Source organism: Xanthomonas sp. DAR33341, from assembly GCF_003992815.1.
GTDB classification, from domain to species: domain Bacteria; phylum Pseudomonadota; class Gammaproteobacteria; order Xanthomonadales; family Xanthomonadaceae; genus Xanthomonas; species Xanthomonas cissicola.
On the sequence record NZ_QEYV01000035.1, the window covers coordinates 52,763 to 75,380 of the forward strand.

The window sequence follows — 22,618 nt, forward strand, 5'->3', positions numbered from 1 at the left end:
TATTGCCGAAACCAAGGACGTGGCAGCGCGCCCGGCACGCCTTGCGCTAGGCGCAGCTCCGTTCTGTTTCCAGCTACAGACACGCCCGCACTCCCGTCCATGTCAAGGAAACGTTAGGATGGCGGCCGCGATGTAGGGAGAGATGTGTGAGCAACCAGCCGTATGGACACAGCGAGACCCGCGCCGCGCGGGCGCCATGGCTGGTAAAAATGACCTCCCCGGTCCACTTCGCGCTCGCCCTGGGGCTGGGCGCATGGCTGCAAGAGGCGCTGGATCTGCCTCTCCCCCCTCCCACGCCACTGGCCTGGATCGAAGTGGTGGGCGGCGGCATCGCCTGTCTCGGCCTGGCGCTGGCGGTGAGCTGCTTCATCCTGTTCGCGCGTCGGCGCACCACCATCATGCCCAGCGGTCACCCCTCGCGCCTGGTGCTGGACGGCCCGTATCGCGTCACCCGCAACCCGATGTACCTGGCCTTGGTGCTGAGCTACGTCGGCCTGTGCCTGCAACTTGGCCTGCTGTGGGCGGTTGTGTTGGTGCCGCTGCCGTGGCTTGCGCTGCAGCGCTATGTCATCCCGTTCGAAGAGGCGCGTCTACGCGCCGAATTCGGCCGCCACTACAACGACTACTGCGTAAGCGTCCGCCGCTGGTTGTAGCCGCAACACGCATCACCTCGCGCGTGACAATGATTGCTGCCGATCGCTCCAAGAGCGCGCCCGGCCCGACACGGGACGGCATGCATTCCACCCCGTCAGACAGTCGCAGCAGATGAGATGAATGGCCGATAGCGTGCCGATTCCGCAGCGTGCGCCCCATCACGCGCCCATCATGCAATTCGCATAATTATCGCGCTATGAGAATCGAAGTCTGGCAAGGCGACATCACCGAACTCGACGTCGACGTCATCGTCAACGCCGCCAACGAATCCCTGCTCGGCGGTGGTGGCGTCGATGGCGCCATCCACCGTGCCGCCGGCCCGCGCTTGCTGGAAGCCTGCGAAGCACTGCCGCAAGTGCGTCCAGGCGTGCGTTGTCCCACCGGCGAAATCCGCATCACCGACGGCTTCGATCTGAAGGCACGCCACATCTTTCATACCGTTGGCCCGGTGTGGCGCGACGGCAGGCATAACGAGCCCGAACAGCTGGCCAATTGCTATTGGCAATCGCTGAAACTCGCCGAACAGATGATGCTGCACTCGATTGCGTTCCCGGCGATCAGCTGCGGGATTTACGGCTACCCGCTGTATCAGGCGGCCCGCATCGCCGTGACCGAAACGCGCGATTGGCAGCGCTCGCACAAGGTGCCCAAGCACATCGTCTTGGTGGCTTATAACGAGGCGACCTATAAGGCCTACCAGCAAGCGTTGGCGACGCAGGAAACTGCGGCGGCCTGAGATTGGATTGACGTGGGCAGCATGTCGCATCGACCGGCTGGATGAGCAATCCATGGAGCGATGTTGATTGAGCAAAGGGCGCCGAGCGGCGCCCTTTGCGTTTTCGCGCGGCATCGAACCCGTGGATGCAGCAAACAAAAACGCCGGCATGCTGCCGGCGTTTTTGTTCTATCGATGCGGCGGCCTTGCAGCCCTCATCAATCGATCAACCCTTCCACTTACCCAGCGCGGCCAGGCCGTTTTCCTTCGCGCGCTCGTAGATGACCTGCTGCGCCTTGGCGAAGTTGCCGGTCATGTCCTTGGCCCACAGCTTCAGCGCGGCCTGCTGCATGGCGCGGCCGTAGGAGAAGCTCAGCGGCCAGGGCAGATTGCCGAGCTGGTGCATTTCGTTGAGGTGGGCGGTGGACTGCTCGTCGGTCTGGCCGCCGGACAGGAACACGATGCCCGGCAGGATCGCCGGCACGGTGGACTTCAGGCACATCACGGTGGATTCGGCCACCTCTTCGATACTGGCCTGCTCTTCGCAGCTCTTGCCGGAGATCACCATCGAGGCCTTCAGGATGGTGCCCTCGAGCACGACGTTCTGCTCATACAGCGCACCGAACAGCGAGCGCAGCGTGGCTTCGGTCACTTCGTAGCAGGTTTCGATGTCGTGGCTGCCGTCCATGATCACTTCCGGCTCGACCATCGGCACCAAGCCTTGTTCCTGGCACAGCGCAGCGTAACGCGCCAGCGCATGCGAGTTGGCCTCGATGCAGGTGCCGGACGGAATGTCTTCGCCGATATTGATGACCGCACGCCACTTGGCGAAGCGCGCACCCAGCGTGTAGTACTCCTCCAGACGCGCACGCAGGCCGTCCAGGCCTTCGGTCACCAGCTCGCCCGGCATGCCGGCCAGCGGCTGCGCGCCCTTGTCGACCTTGATGCCCGGGATGATGCCGTGGGCGGTCATGTACTCGGCGAACGGCACGCCATCCTTGGTCTTCTGACGGATGGTCTCGTCGAACAGGATGGCGCCGGAGATGTAGTCGCTCAGCTTGGGCGTGGTCAGCAACAGTTCGCGATAGGCGCGACGGTTCTCTTCGATGTTCTCGATGCCGACGCTGGCAAAACGCTTGGCGATCGTGCTGGTCGATTCGTCGATGGCGATGATGCCCTTACCCGGGGCGACCATCGCCTGGGCGGTTTCGGCAAGCTGTTCGATGCTCATGTAGTTCCTGTGGCAGCTGCGGGGGAGAACGAAAGTATAGCGACGAAAGTCGTACACATTCCTTCACGGAATGCCTGCAACCGATTACACGTGCGTGCATGACAGGATGTGTGGTGCTGCTCGCACGCGGGAATCGGGAATCGGGAATCGGGAATCGGCAAAGCCGAGCATGGTGCGCGGCATGGCGCTTGCGCTGCTGGGATGCATATGGCTGCAGTGACTGCGCTGGCGCGTTGATACCGAGCCATGCGTGAGTTAGCTGGCACCTTGAGGGTTGGCCGCGTTGCTGCTTCGTCTGTCGCCACAGAGCTGCGCCTGCGGCATGACTTACATCGTGGACAGCGTCTTGTTCCGCCATAACCAGCACCGTTGCAACAGCGCGCGTGTGAGGTGGTGGGCATTGGGTACTCGCCGGATCCGGCCGTTGACCAACGATCCGGCGACGCCCGGGCGCACCCGGGCGCGACGGGCTGTATCGGGCATGCCCGTCGCGCCCGGGTGCGCTCCTACGTGTTGCTGGCGCGCGCCCAGCGGCCAGGTCGCCACATCGCACGACGGCGGCCCTGGGGCCGCCGTCGTGTGGCGCGTCTGTTCCGGCTCAGGTCATGCGCCGGATGCGGTCGACAGGCGTTACAGCTCGCCCAGACCGGTGGCGCGGCCGTCTTCGCCCACTTCCAGCAGGCGCAGCGTGTTGGTGGCGCCGTGGGTTTCCATGTGCTCGCCACTGGTAAAGACCACGCGGTCGCCAGGCCCCATGCGCTCGTTCTCCACCAGCAGGCGGATCGCCGCACGTGCGGCCTCGCGCGGGGTCAGGCCGCGGCTGTCGAAGCTGATCGGGAACACGCCACGCATCATCGCCATCTGGCGGCGTGCGCCATCGTGACGGGTGAAGGCGTAGATCGGCATATTGGAGCGGAAGCGCGACAGGAAGCGCGGCGTGCCGCCGGATTCGGTCAACGCCACCACGCCGCCCAGGCCGATGTGCTCGGACAGGAACATGGTCGCCATCGCAATCGCCTGGTCGGCGCGCTGCAGATTGCGTTGCGCCGCTTCGAAGTCGGTATCGAACTCGAACTGGTGTTCGGCCCCCAGACAGATGCGCGCCATCGCTTCCACCGCACGCACCGGGTAGGCGCCGGCGGCGGTCTCGGCCGAGAGCATCACCGCGTCGGTGCCGTCGATGACCGCGTTGGCCACGTCCAGCACTTCGGCGCGGGTGGGGATCGGGCTTTCGACCATCGACTGCAGCATCTGCGTGGCGGTGATCACCACCTTGTTCTGCGCCAGCGATTCGCGAATGATCTTCTTCTGCAGGCCCGGCAATTCGGCGTCGCCGATTTCAACGCCCAGGTCGCCACGCGCCACCATCACCACATCGGAGGCTTCGACGATCTCGACCAGGTTTTCGATCGCCTCGGTGCGCTCGATCTTGGACACCAGTTGCGCATCGCAGCCATGCTGCTGGGCGATCTGACGTGCGTCGTGCATGTCCTGCGCGTTACGACAGAACGACACCGCGATGAAGTCCACGCCGATCTTGGCAACGATGCCGATCAGTTCCTTGTCGCGTTCGGTCAACGCGCCTAGCGACAGACCACCGCCCTGCTTGTTGAGGCCCTTGCGGTCGGACAGCACGCCATCGTTCAACACCTTGGTGACGATGCGCGCGCCCTGCACATCGGTGACCTGCAACTGCATCAGGCCATCGTCGAGCAGCAGGACGTCGCCGGCGGTCACGTCCTGCGGCAGACCCAGATAGCTGACGCCAACCTGTGTCTGGTCGCCAGCCGGCGCGTTGGCATCGGCCACCAGGTCGAAGCGATCGCCCATGGTCAGCTTGATCTTGCCTTCGGCAAAACGTTCGATACGGATCTTCGGGCCCGGCAAGTCGGCCAGGATGCCGACTTCGGCACCGACGCGGGCCGCAGCGGCGCGCACTTCGGCGGCACGCTTGGCCTGGCCGGAGGGGTCGCCATGGCTGAAGTTGAGGCGCACCACGTTGACGCCCGCCTTGAACAGCGTATCCAGCACACCGGGCGCATCCGTTGCCGGTCCGAGGGTGGCGAGGATCTTGGTGCGGCGTTGACGTTCTTTCATGATGGCCTCCCTGTAAAAGCCGCGAAACTTAACACACACGTCACGTACCGAGGATGGCATTGCGGCATAGCCTTCCTCCGATTCCGGCATGTCTTACAGACAGTGCGGGACAGTACGTACGCCTGCGCCCGCGCTGCCATGAGCAAGGCGAACGGTCGCCACCCTAACCCGGCAGCGGTGAAGCGTGTTCTGCGCGCTGCGAACCGCATTTGCAGGCGCGTCGACCAAGCGAACGCAACGGCCGACGCGAACTGCTCATCACTGAAGCAACGCCGCCAGTTCAGCCGGCGTGCGTGCCAGCGCACCGGCGCCGGCGGTGCGCAGTTCGCCCTCGTCGCCAAAGCCCCACAACACGCCGATGCTGTGGATGCCGTGGTGATTGGCGCCATCGATATCCATGCGCCGGTCGCCGATCATCACGCAGCCGGTCTTGTCGATCTGCAAACGGCGCAGCGCTTCGGCAATGAGGTCCGGCTTGAAGCGACGTTCGCCGTCTTCGCTGGCACCGATCACCTCCTCGAAGCACGCGCCGAAGGGCAGATGCTCGACGATGCGCCGCGCATAGCGCTCATTCTTCGAGGTCACCACGGCCAGGCGATGACCGGCGCGCTGCAGGCCGGTGACAACCTCGCCGATGCCGTCGAACACGCTGAGTTCTGTCCAGCCCACCGCGTCGTAGCGTGCGCGGTAGAGCCCGAGCGCGCGCTGCACCAACTCCGGGTCGTCCGTAAAACACTCGGTGAAGCTATCGCGCAACGGCGGGCCGATCCAGGCGCGCAAGGTCTGCGCCGACGGCCGCGGCTGGCCGAGTTCGTCGAAGGCATGCACGATGCTGGCAACGATGCCCGGCTCAGAATCGACCAGCGTGCCGTCCAGATCGAAAAACAGCGTGGCTGCACTCACTGACCGCGGGCCTGGAGTGCGGCCACCGCCGGCAAGGTCTTGCCTTCCAGAAACTCCAGGAACGCACCGCCGCCCGTGGAAATGTAGGTGACGTCCTGGGCGATGTCGTATTTGTCCACTGCGGCCAGGGTATCGCCACCGCCAGCGATCGAGAACGCCTTGGAGCTGGCGATCGCGCGCGCCAGGGTTTCGGTGCCGTGGCTGAAGGACTCGAATTCGAACACGCCCACCGGACCGTTCCACACCACGGTACCGGCACTGGCGATCAGTTCGGCGTAGCGCTGCGCGGTTTGCGGGCCGATATCCAGGATCAGATCGTCCGCGTCGACCGCGTCCAACGACTTCACGCTGGCTTGCGCATCGGGCAGGAACTGCTTGGCAACGACCACATCGGTGGGCAGCGGAATCTCGGCGCCACGCGCCTTGGCATCGGCCACGATCCGGTTGGCGGTCGGGATCAAATCCGGCTCGTTCAACGACTTGCCCACGGCATGCCCGGCCGCGGCGATGAAGGTGTTGGCGATGCCGCCGCCGACGATCAGCTGGTCGACCTTGTTGACCAGGTTGGACAGCAGCTCCAGCTTGGTGGACACCTTGCTGCCGGCCACGATCGCCAGCAAGGGCTTGGCCGGGTTGTCCAGCGCCTTGGCCAGGGCGTCGAGTTCGGCCATCAACAGCGGGCCGCCTGCGGCGACCGGCGCGAAACGGATCACGCCATGCGTGGAGGCCTGCGCGCGGTGCGCGGTGCCGAAGGCATCCATCACGAACACGTCGCACAACGCGGCGTACTTGCGCGCCAGCGTCTCATCGTCCTTGCCCTCGCCGACATTCATGCGGCAGTTTTCCAGCAGCACCACCTGGCCCGGCGCGACCTCCACGCCATCGACCCAGTCGCGCACCAGCGGCACGTCCACGCCCAGCAATGCGGCCAGACGCGTGGCAACCGGCGCCAGCGAATCTTCTTCGGTCCAGCTGCCTTCCTTGGGGCGGCCCAGGTGCGAGGTCACCATGACGGCCGCACCTTTTTCCAGCGCTAGCTTGATGGTGGGCACCGAGGCGGTGATGCGCTGTTCGGAGGTGATCTGGCCGTTGTCGATCGGCACGTTGAGATCCTGGCGGATCAGCACGCGCTTGCCGGAGAGATCGAGGTCGGTCATGCGGACAATGGACATGGGCTCAGCTCGTTCGGTCTAGGAAGGGGGAGTGGGGAATGGTCATGCAGAAGCACCCAGCAGACGCGCCGGTGCAAACATGTGAGCGCTTTGCCTCAGCGGCAACTGGCTGTGGATGGCCATCGCGATGTCGTTGCGCCAGCGGGCGGATCGCGTGGCGCCCTTTACCCACCATGCGCGGGGCCGCCAAGGCGGTTGGCGAGGCGCGGGATGCTTGGTCGAACACGACGGGCAAGACGGCTGCCTTGGTCACGGGGGACGCCCATTGTCCGACCTTCGCGCCGCAGCGGCAAACCGCCGTGCGAAGCGGTCGCAGTCAGCCGTTGCGATCGGCCGACGCACTACGCAATAGGCTCACCGCGAAACCGCCTACCAGCAAGGCGCCACCGACCAACAGCCCCCACAGCAGCCAACGCTTCCAGTCGCGCGGCGTGGCAGCCGGCTGCAGCGCGGCCTCGCCTGCCAGCGGCTGTGCCTGCGCAGCCAGACGGGCCTGCGCCGGCTGCCACTGTGCGCCGCGTTCGCGCCGCAGTGCCTGCAGCATTGCGCCCAATGGTGCGTCGGTGCGCTGCGCACGCGCACTGCCGGCCACCAGCGCATACGGCGGCTGGCCCTGCGCAAGAAACATCAGCCGCTCCGGCTGGTACCCGACGCGCAGCATCGGCACGGCGGTGCTGCGCCCCTGCGCGGCGACCAACCGCCATTGGCGATCGCGCACGGGCGCAGACAGCAGTTGCGGCGGCGACGCGGCGGCCGTGCCCTGGCCCAGTCGATACGCCAACCATGGGCCGGCACGCTGCAGCCACGGCGCATCGTCGGTATCGCGACTTGCCACGATCCACTCGACCGCCTCGGCCTGACTGCCGCCGACATCCAGTTGGCTGATCGGAAAACGACCGGGCAAGGCATACACCAGCGCTGCATCTTTTGCGGTGCCTGGCAAGTCCAGCCACTGTTGCGGCGTGGACATGGCGATGCCATCCAGCTCCGCCTCGACCACGCGCAATGCCGGCAACTCGCCCGATGCAGTGACCAGGCGCAAGTAACGCGTACCATCGTCCAGGGCGATACGACGCTGCTGCAGTCGCTGCGCCTGATTGTCCAGCGCCATGACCGTGGCGTTGGAGGCGAGCACGCGCCAGTCGCGCAGATCGTCGCTGCCTTCCACGCGCACCTGGGCCTGCACCGGCATGTCGCCCTCCCAATCCAGCAACAGGGCACGCGGGCGATCGCGTAGCGCGCTGGCATCGATCAACCAGCTGACACCCTGGCCCGCCGCGACAGCCCCGGTCGCAAAGCGGCCTTCCAGGCGGCGCACCGCACCACTGGCATCGCGCTCGGCAATCAACTGCAGGTCGCCACTGGCCGGCGCCGCACCAGCCGGTAGCGCAAACAGGGGCAGGCGCTGACGGCGTACCGCAGCCGCCGGCGCTGTATCCATCGGCAGCCAGGCGGTGGGCAGCTCTTGTCCATGCGCGTCGATCACCGTGACATCGCGCAGCGCCGCGTCGTGCGCGGCGCGATACACCGCCGCATTCAAGGTCACCTGATAGAGGCCGACATCCGAGCCGGTCATCTGCAGCGGCCACTGCTGGCGGTAGTCCTGCCGCACATCGCTGGCCTGCGCCAACATCGGCACCATCAGCAGTAGCGCCCATCGCATCGCTTTCATTCCCGATCCTTTTCGACGCCGTTCTCTTGGACAGCATGACCTTCGGTCGCAACCGCACGCGGCGGTGCCGGCGCCAGATAGCCCACCACGGTGCACAACAGGCCATAGGCCATGAACGAGCCGATGCCGAGTAAGTTGCCCAGATGCTGGCGGTCGACCAACACCAACTTCGCCAGGACCAGCCCCATCAGCAACGCGCCGCCCAGCCACAGCCCGCGTTGCCCACGACGCGAACCGATCACCCAGCCCAGCACGCCGAGCACGCTCCAGACGATGGTGAGGCTGGTCTGCGACAAGGTGGCGCCGATCAGCGCCGAATCCCACGGCACACCGCCCCAGTGATGCACGCTGTGCAAGGTACTGCCGGTGATCAACGCCCACCCCGACACACCCAGCGCACTTACGCGCCAATGCTGCAGCAATGTCGGCGCGGGTGCCGACCAGGCCCAGCGCGCAAGCAAGGCCAGGACCACCAATTGCGCCAGCTCGGCGGGATTGAGCAACGGCAGCCATGGCAACGGTGCAGCGCTCACCGGATCCAGCAATGCGAGCAGCCAGCCGAGCCCCAATACCGCGAACACGCAACTCAGCAACGCGTTGCGTGCAGGATCGAAGCCGGTTCCCTGCGGCCAGGCCAGCCATGGCCAACGCAACAACCCCAGCGTCGCCACCAGCAACCACGGCGCCGCCAGCAAGGCGCAACGCCAGCCATTGGCCAACAAGAACGCATCGGCCAGCCAGGCCGCGCCCAACGAGACGACCAACGGCCACAGCAGCCACCAGATGAACTGCGCCGCCATCGCGCCAGCGCCTTGCTGCGTGCGCAAGCACCACAGCGCACGCGCGCCCGCCACCGCAAACACACCCCATGCCAACGCGCCCCAATGCGCGAATGGCTGGGTGTGCGCTGCGCCTTGCCACAGCGCCAATGGCGCCGCCAGCGCCAGACCGGACATCGCCGTCCATACCAGCGCCGCTGCAGGACGGCGCCGATGCACTTCGGCCGCCAGCCATACACTGAGTGCGACCAAGCCCAGCAGCAGATCCGGCTCGCTGCGCAGATCGGCAAAACGCAGGATCTCGTGCACGCCGCACAGCGTCCACCAGCCCAGTCCCCACAGATATGCCAGCAGCGCACGCCGCCGATGTCCTGCATCGCGCAGGAACCAGGCGCTGGCCCAGCCGGCCAGCGCCAGCAGTACGGTACTCATGCAGGTTGCGTTGGCCACCGCGACCGCATCGTGGCGCCAGGCATCCACACCGAACGCGACACCCACCGCCGCAAACACCTGCAGCGCGACACCGCTGACCTGCGAGATCCGCCGTTGTTGGCGAAGCCCCAGCCACAGCAAACCGACGCCTTCCAGCGCAAACACGCTCGCAGTGGCACGTGCCGACAACGCCAGCGGTACGGCCAGGGTTGCGAACCCGACCGCCAGCATCGCGTGCGCCTGGCCCAGCAAGCGCGTGGATGCGCGGCGCAGCAGCCAACTGCCCAGGCCCGCGTACAACGCTGCCACCGCCACCGCGCACAACGCCAGTGGCAGCCGATCGCCCTCGAGCAGGCGCGCCTGTAACGCGAAGGCCACCAGCGGCGTTCCGAACAACAGGCTGCCATCGATGAGCCTGCCGGCACTACCGTCGCCGCGGCGCGCATGCAGGACCGGAATCGCCACGTACATGGCGAAGAACAGCAACAGGAACGGCTCGGTCGTGGCGAATTTTGCCGGGGAGTACTGCAGCGCTCCCCACGCGGTGCCGATGCCGAAGGTGAAAGCAAACCCCAGCAGGTTCAGCACGCGCCACGGGCGTGTCCATGCAATCGACACGATGCCGGCGTTGAGTACGGCGTAGTACGAGAACAGCGCGACATGGTTGCCGCTGCCGGTAGACAACCAGATCGGCGCAAGAAAACCGGCCAGCACGCCCAGCACCGCCAATGTGCGCGAATCCTGCAGCACCGCCAGCACGCACATACCTGCGATCAGCACCACGCTGATGCCAAGCGCCGTTCCGGCATCGAGCAAGCCGTACAACTTGAAGGCTGCGAACACCGTCAACAACAGGCCACCGATGGCGCCGCCCTGCAACGCCAACGCAAACCCCGGCCGCTGCGCGCGCTGCGTCCAACCGAAGATCAGACCGGCCAATGCCAGAACGCTGATGCCGGCCAAGCGCAGCTCGATCGGCATGCGCATCCAGCCCTGATCGCTGGCGTACTTCAACAGCGACGCCACGCCGGCCAACAAGACCAGCATGCCGACCTTGACCGGCACATTGCCCTCGGTGAACCAACGCTTCAAGGCGCTGGCCATGCGCGCCATGGCGCTGGGCGCGGCCGGAAGCCGAGGCGGTTGCGGTTGTGCGGATTGCGGTTGTGCGGATTGCGGTTGCGCCGACTGGGCGCGCGTCGCCTGCGCTTGCGCGCTGGGACGTTCCGACGTCGCGCTTGCACTGCCCGCCATCGCATCTGCAGGTGCCTGCGCCGGCAAGGGCGGCGGCACCGCCGAGGCAGACCCACCAACCGCCTGGTGATCCGCAGCCAGCGCAGGCGAGCCAACGTCCTGACCCGCTGCAACGGACGCGCGGTACCCAGGCAGATCGCTGTCGGCGACGGCGCCCGGACCAGCGCCTACATCGGACGCCACGTCCGGTTGCTCCCACGCCCTGCCCTGCGCGTCCGCGGGTGCTTGCGCCGGCGCATCCGCAGGCCCGGCACCACTGCTCTGCCACTGCGCAAGCCGCTGCTCCAGCGCCGCCACCCGTCGCCGCAGCCCGGCAATCCACACCAGCGCGATCACCACACCCACCGGCACGGCGAGTAGCACCAGGGCCACCAACACGATTATCGTTTCCAACGCAGCAATCCCCGAGCCGGCGTCCAGCCGAATGCGCGCACCATACAGCCTCGGGCTGCGGCTGGGCAGACAGTCTCTCGCTCAGACGATGGATGAAGCGTCGGAAAGCTGCAGTCGCATGCGTGCTTGCGCGCATCCCTCACACAAGAAAACGCCCGGAGAACCGGGCGCTTTGAACGGTTATTCGCGGTAACCGCTATCGTTCTTGTTATGGATGATCCAGATCAGGTTGCCGCCGGTCCCCATCGACTTGCCAGCGAACACCAGACGTCCCTGGCCCTTGTAGGCCATTTCGTAACGGTAGCGGTCGCCACCGAAGAAGAACGGGATAAATGCCTTGCCGGTCACGTAAGCACCCTGGTCGTCCGGCTGACCAATCAGGTCGGTGACCTGCTTCATCGGCATGCCGATTTTCAGCTGGGTGAACTTGCTGCCAGGCGCTGGCTTGCCGGTGATTTCGCCTTCGTAATCGTTGATTCCCTTGACGGTCTCGCCGTAGCCCGCCTCGACATCGGACGACTTGATCACCTCACCATCGGCATTCATCCAGGCCGGCGTACCGGTCTGCTTTGTTGCAGCCCAACTGTTGGACGGCACGGAAAACGCAACAACCACACTCAGCGCCAAGGCGCCTGCCAAAAACTTATTCATCACTCTTCTCTCGATCCATGGAGTTCCCCGATCCTTCGTACACGACACGGGAACGGCCGCCGTGCGCGCGAATTAGCGCACGTGAGTCCAGCAAAGTCCACTTCCGGGCAGCCACCGAAGGCGCCGCAGTGCAAGAAACGCAACATCCATCGCCGACAAATGAAAAGCCCCGGCATGCCGGGGCCTGTTTCATCACTGCGCCAGAAACTTACTTGGCGACAACCCGCACCATCTCCAGGCACTTGTTGGAATAGCCCCACTCGTTGTCGTACCAGGACACCAGCTTGACGAAGGTGGAGTCCAGCGCGATGCCGGCGTCGGCGTCGAACACCGAGGTGCAGGTTTCGCCGCGGAAATCGGTGGCCACCACCTTGTCTTCGGTATACCCCAGCACACCCTTCAGTGCGCCTTCGCTCTGTGCCTTCACTTCGGCGCAGATTTCGGCGTAGGTGGCCGGCTTTTCCAGCTCGACAGTGAGGTCGACCACCGACACGTCGGAGGTCGGCACGCGAAAGCTCATGCCGGTGAGCTTTTTGTTGAGCTCGGGGATCACCACGCCCACGGCTTTGGCGGCGCCGGTGGAGGACGGGATGATGTTCTCCAGGATGCCGCGGCCGCCGCGCCAATCCTTGTTGGACGGGCCGTCCACGGTCTTCTGCGTCGCAGTGGCCGCATGCACGGTGGTCATCAGGCCGCGCTTGATGCCCCACTTGTCGTTGATCACCTTGGCCAACGGCGCCAGGCAGTTGGTGGTGCACGAGGCGTTGGAGATGATCGCTTCGCCCTTGTAGGTCTTGTCGTTGACGCCGTAGACGAACATCGGGGTGTCGTCCTTGGACGGCGCCGACAGGATCACTTTCTTGGCACCTGCATCGATGTGCTTCTGTGCGGTTTCCTTGGTCAGGAACAGGCCGGTGGACTCGATCACCACGTCGGCGCCGACGGCGTCCCACTTGAGGTTGGCCGGGTCGCGTTCCTGAGTCAGGCGGATCTTCTTGCCGTTGACGATCAGCGTGTTGCCGTCGACCGAGACGTCGGCCTTGAAGCGGCCATGCACCGAGTCGTACTGCAGCATGTAGGCCAGGTAGTCGGGCTCGAGCAGGTCATTGATGGCCACGATCTCGATGTCATTGGCGAAGTTCTGCACCGCAGAGCGCAGCACGTTGCGTCCGATGCGACCGAATCCGTTGATGCCAACCTTGATTGCCATGTTCACTAGCTCCTGCGACCGCGACAGCGCGGCGGATGGAAAGGGGCTGTCATTCTAGCAGCGTCACTTGTTCGCAGCCGTGTTGCGGGCGGCGCGGATTCGGGATTCGGTAGCGGGTAGCGGGGCTCTGCGCCACGCTCTACGAGGAACCAACCCGCAGATGCGTTCGGTCCATCGGAGTGAGCGCGCATGAACGGTCACCGCGCACGTTACAGCATCGATGGCCGATCAATCACCGAGGACCTCATGCTTGATCGCATGCAGCGCCGTCATCCAACACACCGAAAGCCACCACACTCCATATATTTCAGCCACTTAAATTAAAATCGATACGCTGAAAGGCATATTCAACGCTATGCCGGACAGCAGCATTTCGGCATCCCGTGGATTTCGATACTGACCCTGCCTGCTGAGGCCCCCATCGATCACACGGAGATTCCCCATGCGTCGCACACTCTTCTCTCTGGTTCTGGCTCTGGCTGCCACCCCGGCGCTGGCTGGCGGCGTGATGCATTACACCGACAAGGCCAAGCTGCCGGCCGGCGGCGAAGAGCGCGAAGTCGCTGCGCTGTTCGACACCTGGAATGCGGCGCTGGCCACCGGCAACCCGCACAAGGTGGCCGACCTGTACGCACCGGACGGCGTGTTGCTGCCGACGGTCTCCAACGAAGTGCGCGCCTCGCGCGAACAGATCGAAAACTACTTCGAGATGTTCCTGACCAAGAAGCCGCAGGGCGTGGTCAATTACCGCACCGTGCGCGTGCTCGATGACGACAGCGCCGTGGATGCCGGCGTGTATACCTTCACGCTGACCGACAAGGCCGGCAACAAGAGCAACGTGCAGGCCCGCTACACCTTCGTGTACGAAAAGCGCGACGGCAAGTGGCTGATCATCAACCACCACAGCTCGGCGATGCCGGAAGTGGACACGCGCGCGGCGGTTGCCAAGGCCAAGTAATGCGGCGCGGACGACAGGCGCTGGCCGGGCAGGCTTGAAAGTGGCTCTGGCCGGCGCCATCCAGCAGGCAATCCTGACGATTGCGGAGCTGCACCATGCTGGGAATCGGCGCCTTCAAACAACGTCTGCCACGCCCGGGCGAAGCACTACCCGGGCGCGAGCAAGCGCTGCCGCTGCATAACACGCACCTGGTCAACGGCCATCCGTTGCGCGGGGAATTCACTGGTCTGGCCCAGGTGCAATTCGGGCTCGGCTGTTTCTGGGGCGCGGAACGCAAGTTCTGGAACGTGCCAGGGGTCTACACCACAGCAGTGGGTTACGCCGGCGGGCAGACGCCGAACGCGACCTATTCGGAAGTGTGTTCCGGGCAGACCGGCCACACCGAAGCGGTGCTGGTGGTGTTCGACGACCATGCGGTGTCGTTCGCACAATTGCTGCGTACGTTCTGGGAAAGCCACGACCCCACCCAGGGCATGCAGCAAGGTAACGATATGGGGACGCAATACCGTTCGGCGATTTACTGCACCACGCAGGCGCAGTACGACGCCGCGCTTGCCAGCCGCGATGCGTATCAGCAACAACTGACCGCAGCCGGTTATGGCGAAATCACCACGGAGATCCGTTTCCCGGCGCCCACGTTCTACTACGCCGAAGACGATCACCAGCAATATCTCGCCAAGCACCCCAACGGGTATTGCGGGCTTGGCGGCACGGGAGTGAGCTGCCCGATCGGGCTGGATGCCTGACGGAAAGGCGGGCCGGATTGAAACGCTGTCATCCACAAGATCGTGGCAGCGTGCCGATGGCCGACAGTGACCGGCAGCGTTATCACGATCAGGCACCGCATGGGAGTGCGTGCTAGGCAACTTGAATGGCTGCGTCGGAGACGGCGCGGCCATCTTTTTTGAGCGGAGGTCGCAACACACGCTGGTGATGGGGCGATACGTTTTTGTAAGGTGAATCGGCTCGGCGACGCTGTACAGCGAATCAGTGGTGTGAGTTGTTGCGGCGAGCGCCGCAGAAGACCGGGGCAGCAAATCATTGGAGGCTGCTCAGCGCGGGCAATTACTCCTGATGATTCGCCGCCAACGGTATGGAGACTCGATACAAGCAATCAGCACGGTAAGCCAGGACAGGGCATCAGCTGTACCGGCTTGAATCGGTTGGATCAAACGAATTCTCCGGCAAACATGCCGCGCAACTGGGCAAGCGTGTCGGTGCGCTCCGGATGCAATTGCCGCATGCACGCCAATGCGAACCCCACCGGGCTGGTGCCGGGTGCGGTGATGACGCCGTCGGCGCTGACGACCTTTTCGTGGCGATAGTGCGCAGCGCCTGCGTACGGCACCACGTGCTCCTGCAAGAAGGCCAGCGCGTTGCTGGTGTGCGCGCGCTCATCGAGCAGGCCGGCATAGGCGAAGGCGAGGGTGGCGCCGCAAATCGCCGCGACCGGGCGCTGCTGCTGCACGCGCTCGACAAGCAAACCGCTCAGCCCGGGAATTTCGCCGGCCTGCCAGCGTTCGCTGCCGGGCAGGATCCATAGATCAGCTTCGAGTGGCGCCAGATCGGAGAGGGCGAATTCCGGCGTGATGCGCAGGCCACCGATGGACTGCAGCGGTTGCCCGTCGATACTGGCAATGGCGACCTGGTCGCCGAACCATTCGCGTGCTGCCGGCAGCACCACGCCGATTTCCCAATCGGCCACGCCGTCGACCATCACCACTGCAATGTTTGCCATTGTCCGTTACGCCAGTTGAGGGAATCCGGATTCTAGGCAGTGCGCGCGCCGCGGGTGTAAGCGATATGTGGAGAGCAGGGCGTTTGGTCCAAGCGGCACACGGCGCAGGTGTGGCTTTGCTGGGCCGCGGTCTTCTGTCTGTCGTACAGACGCGCTGATATGCGGCTGCCGTTGATCCCGGCACAGCCGGCTGCGGAAGCGACAATCCCCCATTCACGAGCTGCCCGCATCCGTACCCGTTATCGCGACGCAGACCCGCTTGGCCGCACATCCCCATTTAAACCAAGCTCCAAAAACAACAACGCCCGCAGCCGAACAGCTGCAGGCGTTATGTGCAGAACAGGCTCGCTGCGTGATCAGCCAGCGAGTTTGTCGGCAATGGTCTTGCGCAGTGCGTGCAAGTCCTTGGCGAACGTGTCGATGCCGCCGGCCAGCTTCTCGGTGGCCATCGGGTCGGCGGCCAGGCCCGAAGCGAAGTTATCGCTGTCGATCGGGGTGAACTGGGCATTGTCGGCCTGGGCCGGGGAGAGCTTGCGCGGCAGCTCGCCGTGCTCGGCGTCGAGCTTTTCCAGCAGGTCCGGCGAAATGGTCAGGCGGTCGCAACCGGCCAACGCTTCGATCTGCGCGGTGGAGCGGAACGAGGCGCCCATGACCACCGTGGACGAGCCGCGCTGCTTGAACTCGTTGTAGACGGTGCGCACGAACACCACGCCCGGATCTTCATCGATGCTGGCCGGGGTCTGCCCCTGCGCCACGTAGTAGTCCAGGATCCGGCCCACGAACGGCGAAATCAGGAACACGCCGGCTTCGGCACAGGCCAGCGCCTGCGAGCGGTTGAAGATCAGCGTCAGGTTACAGTCGATGCCTTCTTTCTGCAGCTGCCGGGCGGCTTCGATGCCTTCCCAGGTCGCGGCGATCTTGATCAGGATCTTGTCCTTGGACACGCCGCGCTCGGCGTACATCGCAATGAACTTGCGCGCCTTGGCGATGGTGGCCTGGGTGTCGTGCGCCAGATCGGCGTCGACTTCGGTGGATACGCGCCCCGGCACCAGTTCGGCCAGCTTGACGCCCACGCCGATGGTCAGGCGGTCGGCGACTTCGTTGACGGTGGCGGTGCGATCGTCGCCGCCGTGCTCGCGGCCCCAGGCCAGCTCGCGTTCGATCAGGTCGGCATAGACCGGCAGATCCAACGCCTTCTTGACCAGGGTGGGGTTGGTGGTGCAATCGACCGGCTTCAGGCGCTTGATGGCGTCGTAATCGCCGGTGTCGGCGACAACGACGGACAGCTCACGCAGTTGGGCAAGCTTTGAGGGGGATGCAGTCATGCGGGTTCTCTCGAATCGTGGAACGGGTCGGGGATAGGACGCAGCGCGCTACGTTAGCGCGCTGCGCGCCGGAAGTCGCCCGCCGCTGCGGGTTGCTCGTGCACGGCAGTCACGCGCAGGCGCAGGTCGCGTCCGTCGGGCGTGCGCCAATCGATGCGCTGGCCAACCGACAGGCCGAGCAGCGCGCTGCCGACCGGCGCAAGCACCGAGATGCGTCCGTGCTGCACATCGGCTTCATGCGGATACACGAGGGTGAGCGTATGCCGTTCGCCATGCAACTGGTCTTCGCATTCGATGCGTGAGTGCATGGTGACGACATCGCCGGGAATCTGGTCGGGCGGCAGCACACGGGCGCGGCCCAGTTCGTCGCTCAGCGCAGTGGCGGCGGGATGCTTGTTGAAGCTTGGCGAATCGAGCAATGCCTCAAGCCGGGCAAGGTCGCGGCTGGATACCAGAATGGATGGCGGCAAGCCGCTGTGGTGTTGCGAAGTCATGGCAGTCTCCTGACGAATACGGCTTGCCGACATGGCAAGCGTCTCTGACAAGATGAGGGCGCCGGCGGCTGATCGCAATGCATGGATGTTGCGGACCCAAGGCACTGGCAAGGGCTGCCACGCAGGCGCTGCAGGCCTGGTGCAGCGAGCAAGCGCTGCGGTTGAGGCAATCGGAGGGTGAGGGCATAACGGCCGCTGCAAACGAGCCCGCTTCCACCGCATGCCGCAAACACCGCACTATCAGTCTCGAGCAAGCGAACCAAAACGCTGCTCGCAAATCGCATGGTCGCGTGGGCAGCGTGCTGCCGCCAGCCGCGTCCAACAGACAGCGGCGGATTGATGCGCAGCAAACCTGCGGGCAAGAGCGCTGCGCACAAACAAACAAAAAGCGACGCTCGCGCGCCGCCCAATTCCAAACCTCCAACCGGCACTCGAAGCGACCGCAACCGCGATACGCTTTTCCGATTTCCGATTTCCGATTTCCGATTCCCTAAGCCGCCACCGCCTTCGGTCCTGGCGCAGGCTGATCCAGCGTGAACAGGCTCTCGGGCAATTCCTTGAACAGCTGCGACAGCTGCTCCAAAAACGCGGTCATTGCCGAACTGCGCCGCCACGCCATCGCAATGCGGCGGCTAGGCTGCTTGTCTTCACGGAAGCGGATCAGGCGGATGTTTTCCGAGCGCGCAACAGGAGGCTTGACCGCCAGCAGCGGCAGCAAGGTCACCCCGACATTGGCCGCGACCATCTGACGCAGGGTTTCCAGACTTGTGGCCTGAAATTCGGATTTTTCCAGCGCGCCGGCCAGATGGCAGACATCCAGCGCCTGGTCGCGCAGGCAGTGGCCATCTTCCAGCAGCAACAGGCGCTGCTCGGACAAGTCGTCCAGGGTCATGCTGTCGTGGCGCGACAGCGGGTGGCTTTCCGGCACTGCCAGCACGAAGGGCTCTTCGAACAGGAATTCGGCATGCAGCTGGTCGTCCTGCAATGGCAATGCAAGCAAGGCGGCATCCAGGCGACCTTCGCGCAACTGGTGCATCAGCTGATCGCTCTTCTCTTCGATCAGCAGCAGTTCCAGACGCGGAAAACGCTCGCGGATGCGCGGTACCACATGCGGCAACAAATACGGGGCCAGGGTGGGAAAGATGCCCAGACGCACCGTGCCCGCTTCCGGGTCCTGGCTGCGGCGTGCGGCTTCCTTCATCTGTTCCACCTCGGCCACGATGCTGCGTGCACGCACGGCGGCTTCGCGGCCGGCCGGGGTCAGCATGACCTTGCGCGGTGCACGTTCCACCAGCGACACGCCGAGCTCGTCTTCGAGTTTCTTGATCTGGGTGGACAGCGTTGGCTGGCTGACAAAGCAGGCGGACGCCGCGCGGCCGAAATGCTTGTGGTCGGCCAGGGCTACCAGATATTTCAGGTCACGCAGATTCATATACAGCAGCCTTCATTGCGGTGACGGGGAACCACTGGCGCGTGTTGCAAGCTTAGCGCCCGGGTTGGCCGGGCGCTAAGCGGGCGCTTGCTTATGCGGCCTGGGCCACACTGTCGGCAGTGGCCGGTGCGCTGGTGCGGATCAGATGGTCGAATGCACCCAGCGCCGCCTTGGAACCTTCGCCCATTGCGATCACGATCTGCTTGTACGGCACCGTGGTGGCGTCGCCAGCGGCGAACACGCCGGGTACATCGGTCTGGCCACGGTCGTCGACGATGATTTCGCCGCGCGGCGACAGCGCCACCGTGCCGCGCAGGAACTCGGTGTTGGGGAGCAGGCCGATCTGCACGAACACGCCTTCCAGCTCGATGTGCTGGATATCGCCGCCGGTGCGGTCCTTGTAGACCAGACCGGTGACCTTCTGTCCGTCGCCGAGTACTTCAGTGGTCTGCGCGCTGGTGATGATGCGTACGTTGTGCAGGCTGCGCAGCTTGCGTTGGAGCACTTCGTCGGCGCGCAGCTTGTCGTCGAATTCCACCAGCGTGACATGCGCCACGATGCCGGCCAGATCGATCGCCGCTTCCACGCCCGAGTTGCCGCCGCCGATCACCGCCACGCGCTTGCCCTTGAACAGCGGGCCGTCGCAGTGCGGGCAATACGCCACGCCCTTGTTCTTGTACTGATCTTCGCCAGGCACGTTCATCTGCCTCCAGCGCGCACCGGTGGACAGGATCACGGTCTTGCTCTTGAGCGAGGCGCCATTAGCCAGCTTGATTTCGATCAGGCCATCGGCACCGGCCGGGATCAGCTGCTCGGCACGCTGCAGATTCATGATGTCCACGTCGTACTGGCGCACGTGTTGCTCGAGCGCGGCGGCCATCTTCGGGCCTTCGGTTTCCGGCACGGAAATGAAGTTCTCGATCGACATGGTGTCCAGCACCTGCCCACCAAAACGCTCGGCGGCCACGCCGGCGCGGATGCCCTTGCGTGCGGCATATACCGCTGCTGCCGAACCGGCCGGGCCGCCGCCCACCACCAGCACGTCGAACGCTTCTTTTGCAGCGATTTTCGCAGCGTCGCGCTTGGCGGCATTGGTATCCAGCTTGGCGACGATCTGCTCCAGCGTCATGCGGCCCTGGTCGAACAGCTCGCCGTTCAAGTACACGGTGGGCACCGACATGATCTGGCGGGCCTCTACTTCGTCCTGGAACCAGGCGCCATCGATGGCCACGTGCTTGATGCGCGGGTTGAGCACGGCCGCCAGGTTCAGCGCCTGCACCACGTCCGGGCAGTTCTGGCACGACAGCGAGAAATAGGTTTCGAACTGGTAGTCGCCATCCAGGTGCTGCACCTGCTCGATCAGCTCGGCGGCGGCCTTGGACGGGTGGCCGCCCACCTGCAGCAGCGCCAGCACCAGCGAGGTGAACTCGTGGCCCATCGGCAGGCCGGCAAAGCGCAGCGAGATGTCCTGGCCCGGCGTGGTCAGCGCGAACGAGGGCTTGCGCTGGTTGTCGTCGCGGTGGATGTCCAGGCTGATCTTGTCCGACAGCAGCACCAACTCTTCCAGCAGGTCGAGCATTTCGCGCGAGCCGGCACTGTCGTCGATCGAGGCGTTGATTTGAATCGGCCGCGTCACCCGTTCCAGGTAGGCGGTCAGCTGGGTCTTGAGATTGGCATCCAACATGGAGAACTCCTGGGAATGGGCAAGGGGAGGGCATGGCGTCGCTGCGCTGAGGCAGGTCGCCGGGGAGGAAGGGAGTGAACCGCAGCCGGCGCGAGGTCGGGGTGCGTGCTGGCGGCGGCTGGCGGGCAGCCCGGCACCGGCTCCGGTTCACCCCCGGCCCGACTGGGCCGGAGATGACAGCCGGCTTAGATCTTGCCGACCAGGTCCAGCGACGGAGCCAGGGTCTTGGCGCCTTCCTTCCACTTGGCCGGGCAGACCTGGCCAGGATTGTTGGCCACGAACTGTGCAGCGGTCAGCTTGCGCAGCGTCTCGGTGACGTCGCGGGCGATGGAGTTGTCGTGGATTTCCAGCGTCTTGATCACGCCTTCCGGATTGATGATGAAGGTGCCACGCAGGGCCAGGCCTTCTTCTTCAATATGCACGCCGAACGCGCGGGTCAGCTTGTGGGTCGGGTCGCCGATCAACGGGAACTGCGCCTTGCCCACGGCCGGCGAGGTTTCGTGCCACACCTTGTGCGAGAAATGCGTGTCGGTGGTGACGATATAGACCTCGGCGCCAGCCTTCTGGAAGGCGGCATAGTTGTCGGCGGCGTCTTCCACTTCGGTCGGGCAGTTGAAGGTGAATGCGGCCGGCATGAAGATCAGCACCGACCACTTGCCCTTCAGGCTGGCCTCGGTGACTTCGATGAAGTTGCCGTTGTGGTACGCATTCGCCTTGAACGGCTGGACCTGGGTGTTGATGAGAGACATTGAGTTTCCTCGTGCGGTAAAAGGGGGCGGGGGATGGAACAGGCGCCATGGTAGGCAGGATCGATAGATTCCTCAAATCGATTGATGGAATTACATAGATAGTCTTTGGCTATCGACTCGTCAGATGGCATCTGGCGCAATCGCGGTGCACGCCATCGTCGATAATGGTCAGCCGATGTTGCGTGTAGGTGAACAGCCCGTATGTCCGACGATCTCGCCGCCATTCCCGCCGATCAGCTGCTTCGCCGCGCCGGCGGGCGGATCGAACGCTGCGATGCCGAGGCACTGCTGCTGCACGCGCTGGGCCGCGATCGCGGCTGGTTGTTCATGCACGGGCGCGATGCGGTGCCTCTATCGATCGCGCAGGCCTTCGATGCCTTGGTGCAGCGCCGTGAGGCCGGCGAGCCGGTGGCCTATCTGACCGGCTCACGCGGATTCTGGACGCTGGACCTGGCGGTCTCGCCGGCCACGCTGATCCCGCGCGCCGATACCGAAGCGCTGGTCGAGCTTGCGCTGGAGCGCCTGGACACCCTGCCAGGCCGTCGTGTCGCCGATCTGGGGACCGGCAGTGGCGCGATTGCGCTGGCCATCGCCAGCGAACGTCCGCAGGCGCAGGTGATCGCCACCGATGCGAGCGCTGCGGCGTTGGCCATGGCCCAACGCAACGCCGACAGCCACAGCTTGCGCAATGTCGCGTGCCGCCTGGGCAGCTGGTTCGCGCCCTTGGCTGGCGAGACCTTTGACCTGATCGCCAGCAACCCGCCGTATATCGCCGCGCACGACTCGCACCTGCAGCAGGGCGATCTTCGCTACGAACCGGCCAGTGCGCTGGCCTCCGGCAGCGACGGGCTGGACGATATCCGCCTGATCGTGGCCGATGCGCCTGCGCATCTGCTGCCGGGCGGCTGGTTGCTGCTCGAACATGGCTGGGACCAGGGGGCGGCGGTGGCCGAACTGCTGGTTGCGCGCGGTTTCGCTGCGGTGGCCACGCATCAGGATCTGGAGCAGCGCGATCGGGTGACCTTGGGGCGCTGGTTGCCAGCTGCGGGCCAGGGCGGCTGAGCAACCGCCCGCG

Annotated in this window: 19 protein-coding genes; 5 read left to right on the forward strand and 14 right to left on the reverse strand. The window is 64.9% G+C overall.

The genetic code is table 11. From position 1 onward, the window contains the following. Positions 1-146: 146 nt before the first annotated feature. On the forward strand, positions 147-653 hold the full coding sequence (locus EO156_RS17935) for an isoprenylcysteine carboxylmethyltransferase family protein (protein ID WP_005914503.1): 507 nt from the start codon (positions 147-149) through the stop codon (positions 651-653). A 197-nt stretch (positions 654-850) separates the two neighbouring features. Then, entirely contained in the window at positions 851-1,390 is a 540-nt protein-coding gene (locus EO156_RS17940) for an O-acetyl-ADP-ribose deacetylase (RefSeq protein WP_005914501.1), read from the forward strand. 205 nt (positions 1,391-1,595) lie between these two features. Here the strand turns inward: EO156_RS17940 and EO156_RS17945 are convergent, their stop codons facing one another. The 8 genes from EO156_RS17945 to gap all read right to left on the reverse strand — a co-directional run bounded on the left by EO156_RS17945 (position 1,596) and on the right by gap (position 13,163). Beyond that, on the reverse strand, positions 1,596-2,600 hold the full coding sequence (locus tag EO156_RS17945) for a class I fructose-bisphosphate aldolase (RefSeq protein WP_003487259.1): 1,005 nt from the start codon (positions 2,598-2,600) through the stop codon (positions 1,596-1,598). A gap of 630 nt (positions 2,601-3,230) precedes the next feature. Beyond that, a complete protein-coding gene (pyk, locus tag EO156_RS17960; RefSeq protein ID WP_003487265.1) occupies positions 3,231-4,697 on the reverse strand; it encodes a pyruvate kinase in 1,467 nt (488 codons plus the stop codon). Positions 4,698-4,955: 258 nt separating this feature from the next. Then, the gene (locus EO156_RS17965) at positions 4,956-5,600 is read right to left on the reverse strand and encodes an HAD family hydrolase (protein WP_016850060.1); all 645 of its coding nucleotides are present in this window, start codon (positions 5,598-5,600) and stop codon (positions 4,956-4,958) included. Continuing rightward, the gene (locus EO156_RS17970; protein ID WP_005922388.1) at positions 5,597-6,772 is read right to left on the reverse strand and encodes a phosphoglycerate kinase; all 1,176 of its coding nucleotides are present in this window, start codon (positions 6,770-6,772) and stop codon (positions 5,597-5,599) included. The genes EO156_RS17965 and EO156_RS17970 overlap by 4 nt, the downstream gene beginning before the upstream one ends. Before the next feature lie 316 nt (positions 6,773-7,088). Next, a complete protein-coding gene (locus tag EO156_RS17980; protein ID WP_029829368.1) occupies positions 7,089-8,444 on the reverse strand; it encodes a DUF3999 domain-containing protein in 1,356 nt (451 codons plus the stop codon). Beyond that, the gene (locus EO156_RS17985; protein ID WP_016850490.1) at positions 8,441-11,287 is read right to left on the reverse strand and encodes a DUF2339 domain-containing protein; all 2,847 of its coding nucleotides are present in this window, start codon (positions 11,285-11,287) and stop codon (positions 8,441-8,443) included. The genes EO156_RS17980 and EO156_RS17985 overlap by 4 nt, the downstream gene beginning before the upstream one ends. Before the next feature lie 195 nt (positions 11,288-11,482). Further along, positions 11,483-11,953, reverse strand: a complete 471-nt coding sequence (locus EO156_RS17990) for a hypothetical protein (RefSeq protein WP_015463563.1) — start codon at positions 11,951-11,953, stop codon at positions 11,483-11,485. A 208-nt stretch (positions 11,954-12,161) separates the two neighbouring features. After that, the gene (gene gap / locus EO156_RS17995) at positions 12,162-13,163 is read right to left on the reverse strand and encodes a type I glyceraldehyde-3-phosphate dehydrogenase (protein WP_003490161.1); all 1,002 of its coding nucleotides are present in this window, start codon (positions 13,161-13,163) and stop codon (positions 12,162-12,164) included. A gap of 442 nt (positions 13,164-13,605) precedes the next feature. Between gap and EO156_RS18000 the strand changes: the two genes are divergently transcribed. Together EO156_RS18000 and msrA are read left to right on the forward strand one after the other, a co-directional pair. Beyond that, positions 13,606-14,121: an SgcJ/EcaC family oxidoreductase gene (locus EO156_RS18000; RefSeq protein WP_011050604.1), complete on the forward strand. Its 516-nt coding sequence runs from the start codon at positions 13,606-13,608 to the stop codon at positions 14,119-14,121. Between the two features lie 95 nt (positions 14,122-14,216). Beyond that, on the forward strand, positions 14,217-14,867 hold the full coding sequence (gene msrA, locus EO156_RS18005; protein WP_011050605.1) for a peptide-methionine (S)-S-oxide reductase MsrA: 651 nt from the start codon (positions 14,217-14,219) through the stop codon (positions 14,865-14,867). A gap of 422 nt (positions 14,868-15,289) precedes the next feature. On the opposite strand, the gene EO156_RS18010 is transcribed toward msrA, so the two are convergent. The 6 genes from EO156_RS18010 to ahpC form a co-directional block, all read right to left on the reverse strand. Continuing rightward, entirely contained in the window at positions 15,290-15,859 is a 570-nt protein-coding gene (locus EO156_RS18010; protein ID WP_003487521.1) for a type 1 glutamine amidotransferase family protein, read from the reverse strand. Between the two features lie 356 nt (positions 15,860-16,215). Beyond that, positions 16,216-17,184, reverse strand: a complete 969-nt coding sequence (tal, locus tag EO156_RS18015; protein ID WP_005923259.1) for a transaldolase — start codon at positions 17,182-17,184, stop codon at positions 16,216-16,218. 53 nt (positions 17,185-17,237) lie between these two features. After that, a complete protein-coding gene (gene rnk / locus EO156_RS18020; protein ID WP_011050607.1) occupies positions 17,238-17,678 on the reverse strand; it encodes a nucleoside diphosphate kinase regulator in 441 nt (146 codons plus the stop codon). A 490-nt stretch (positions 17,679-18,168) separates the two neighbouring features. Further along, a complete protein-coding gene (locus EO156_RS18030) occupies positions 18,169-19,110 on the reverse strand; it encodes a LysR substrate-binding domain-containing protein (protein WP_005925902.1) in 942 nt (313 codons plus the stop codon). A 91-nt stretch (positions 19,111-19,201) separates the two neighbouring features. After that, the gene (gene ahpF, locus EO156_RS18035) at positions 19,202-20,794 is read right to left on the reverse strand and encodes an alkyl hydroperoxide reductase subunit F (protein WP_126936766.1); all 1,593 of its coding nucleotides are present in this window, start codon (positions 20,792-20,794) and stop codon (positions 19,202-19,204) included. A 185-nt stretch (positions 20,795-20,979) separates the two neighbouring features. Next, positions 20,980-21,543: an alkyl hydroperoxide reductase subunit C gene (ahpC, locus tag EO156_RS18040; RefSeq protein WP_003488826.1), complete on the reverse strand. Its 564-nt coding sequence runs from the start codon at positions 21,541-21,543 to the stop codon at positions 20,980-20,982. 201 nt (positions 21,544-21,744) lie between these two features. Between ahpC and prmC the strand changes: the two genes are divergently transcribed. Further along, positions 21,745-22,605 (forward strand): peptide chain release factor N(5)-glutamine methyltransferase, encoded by an 861-nt coding sequence (prmC, locus tag EO156_RS18045; RefSeq protein ID WP_016850532.1) that lies wholly within the window; start codon positions 21,745-21,747, stop codon positions 22,603-22,605. Positions 22,606-22,618 lie beyond the last annotated feature (13 nt).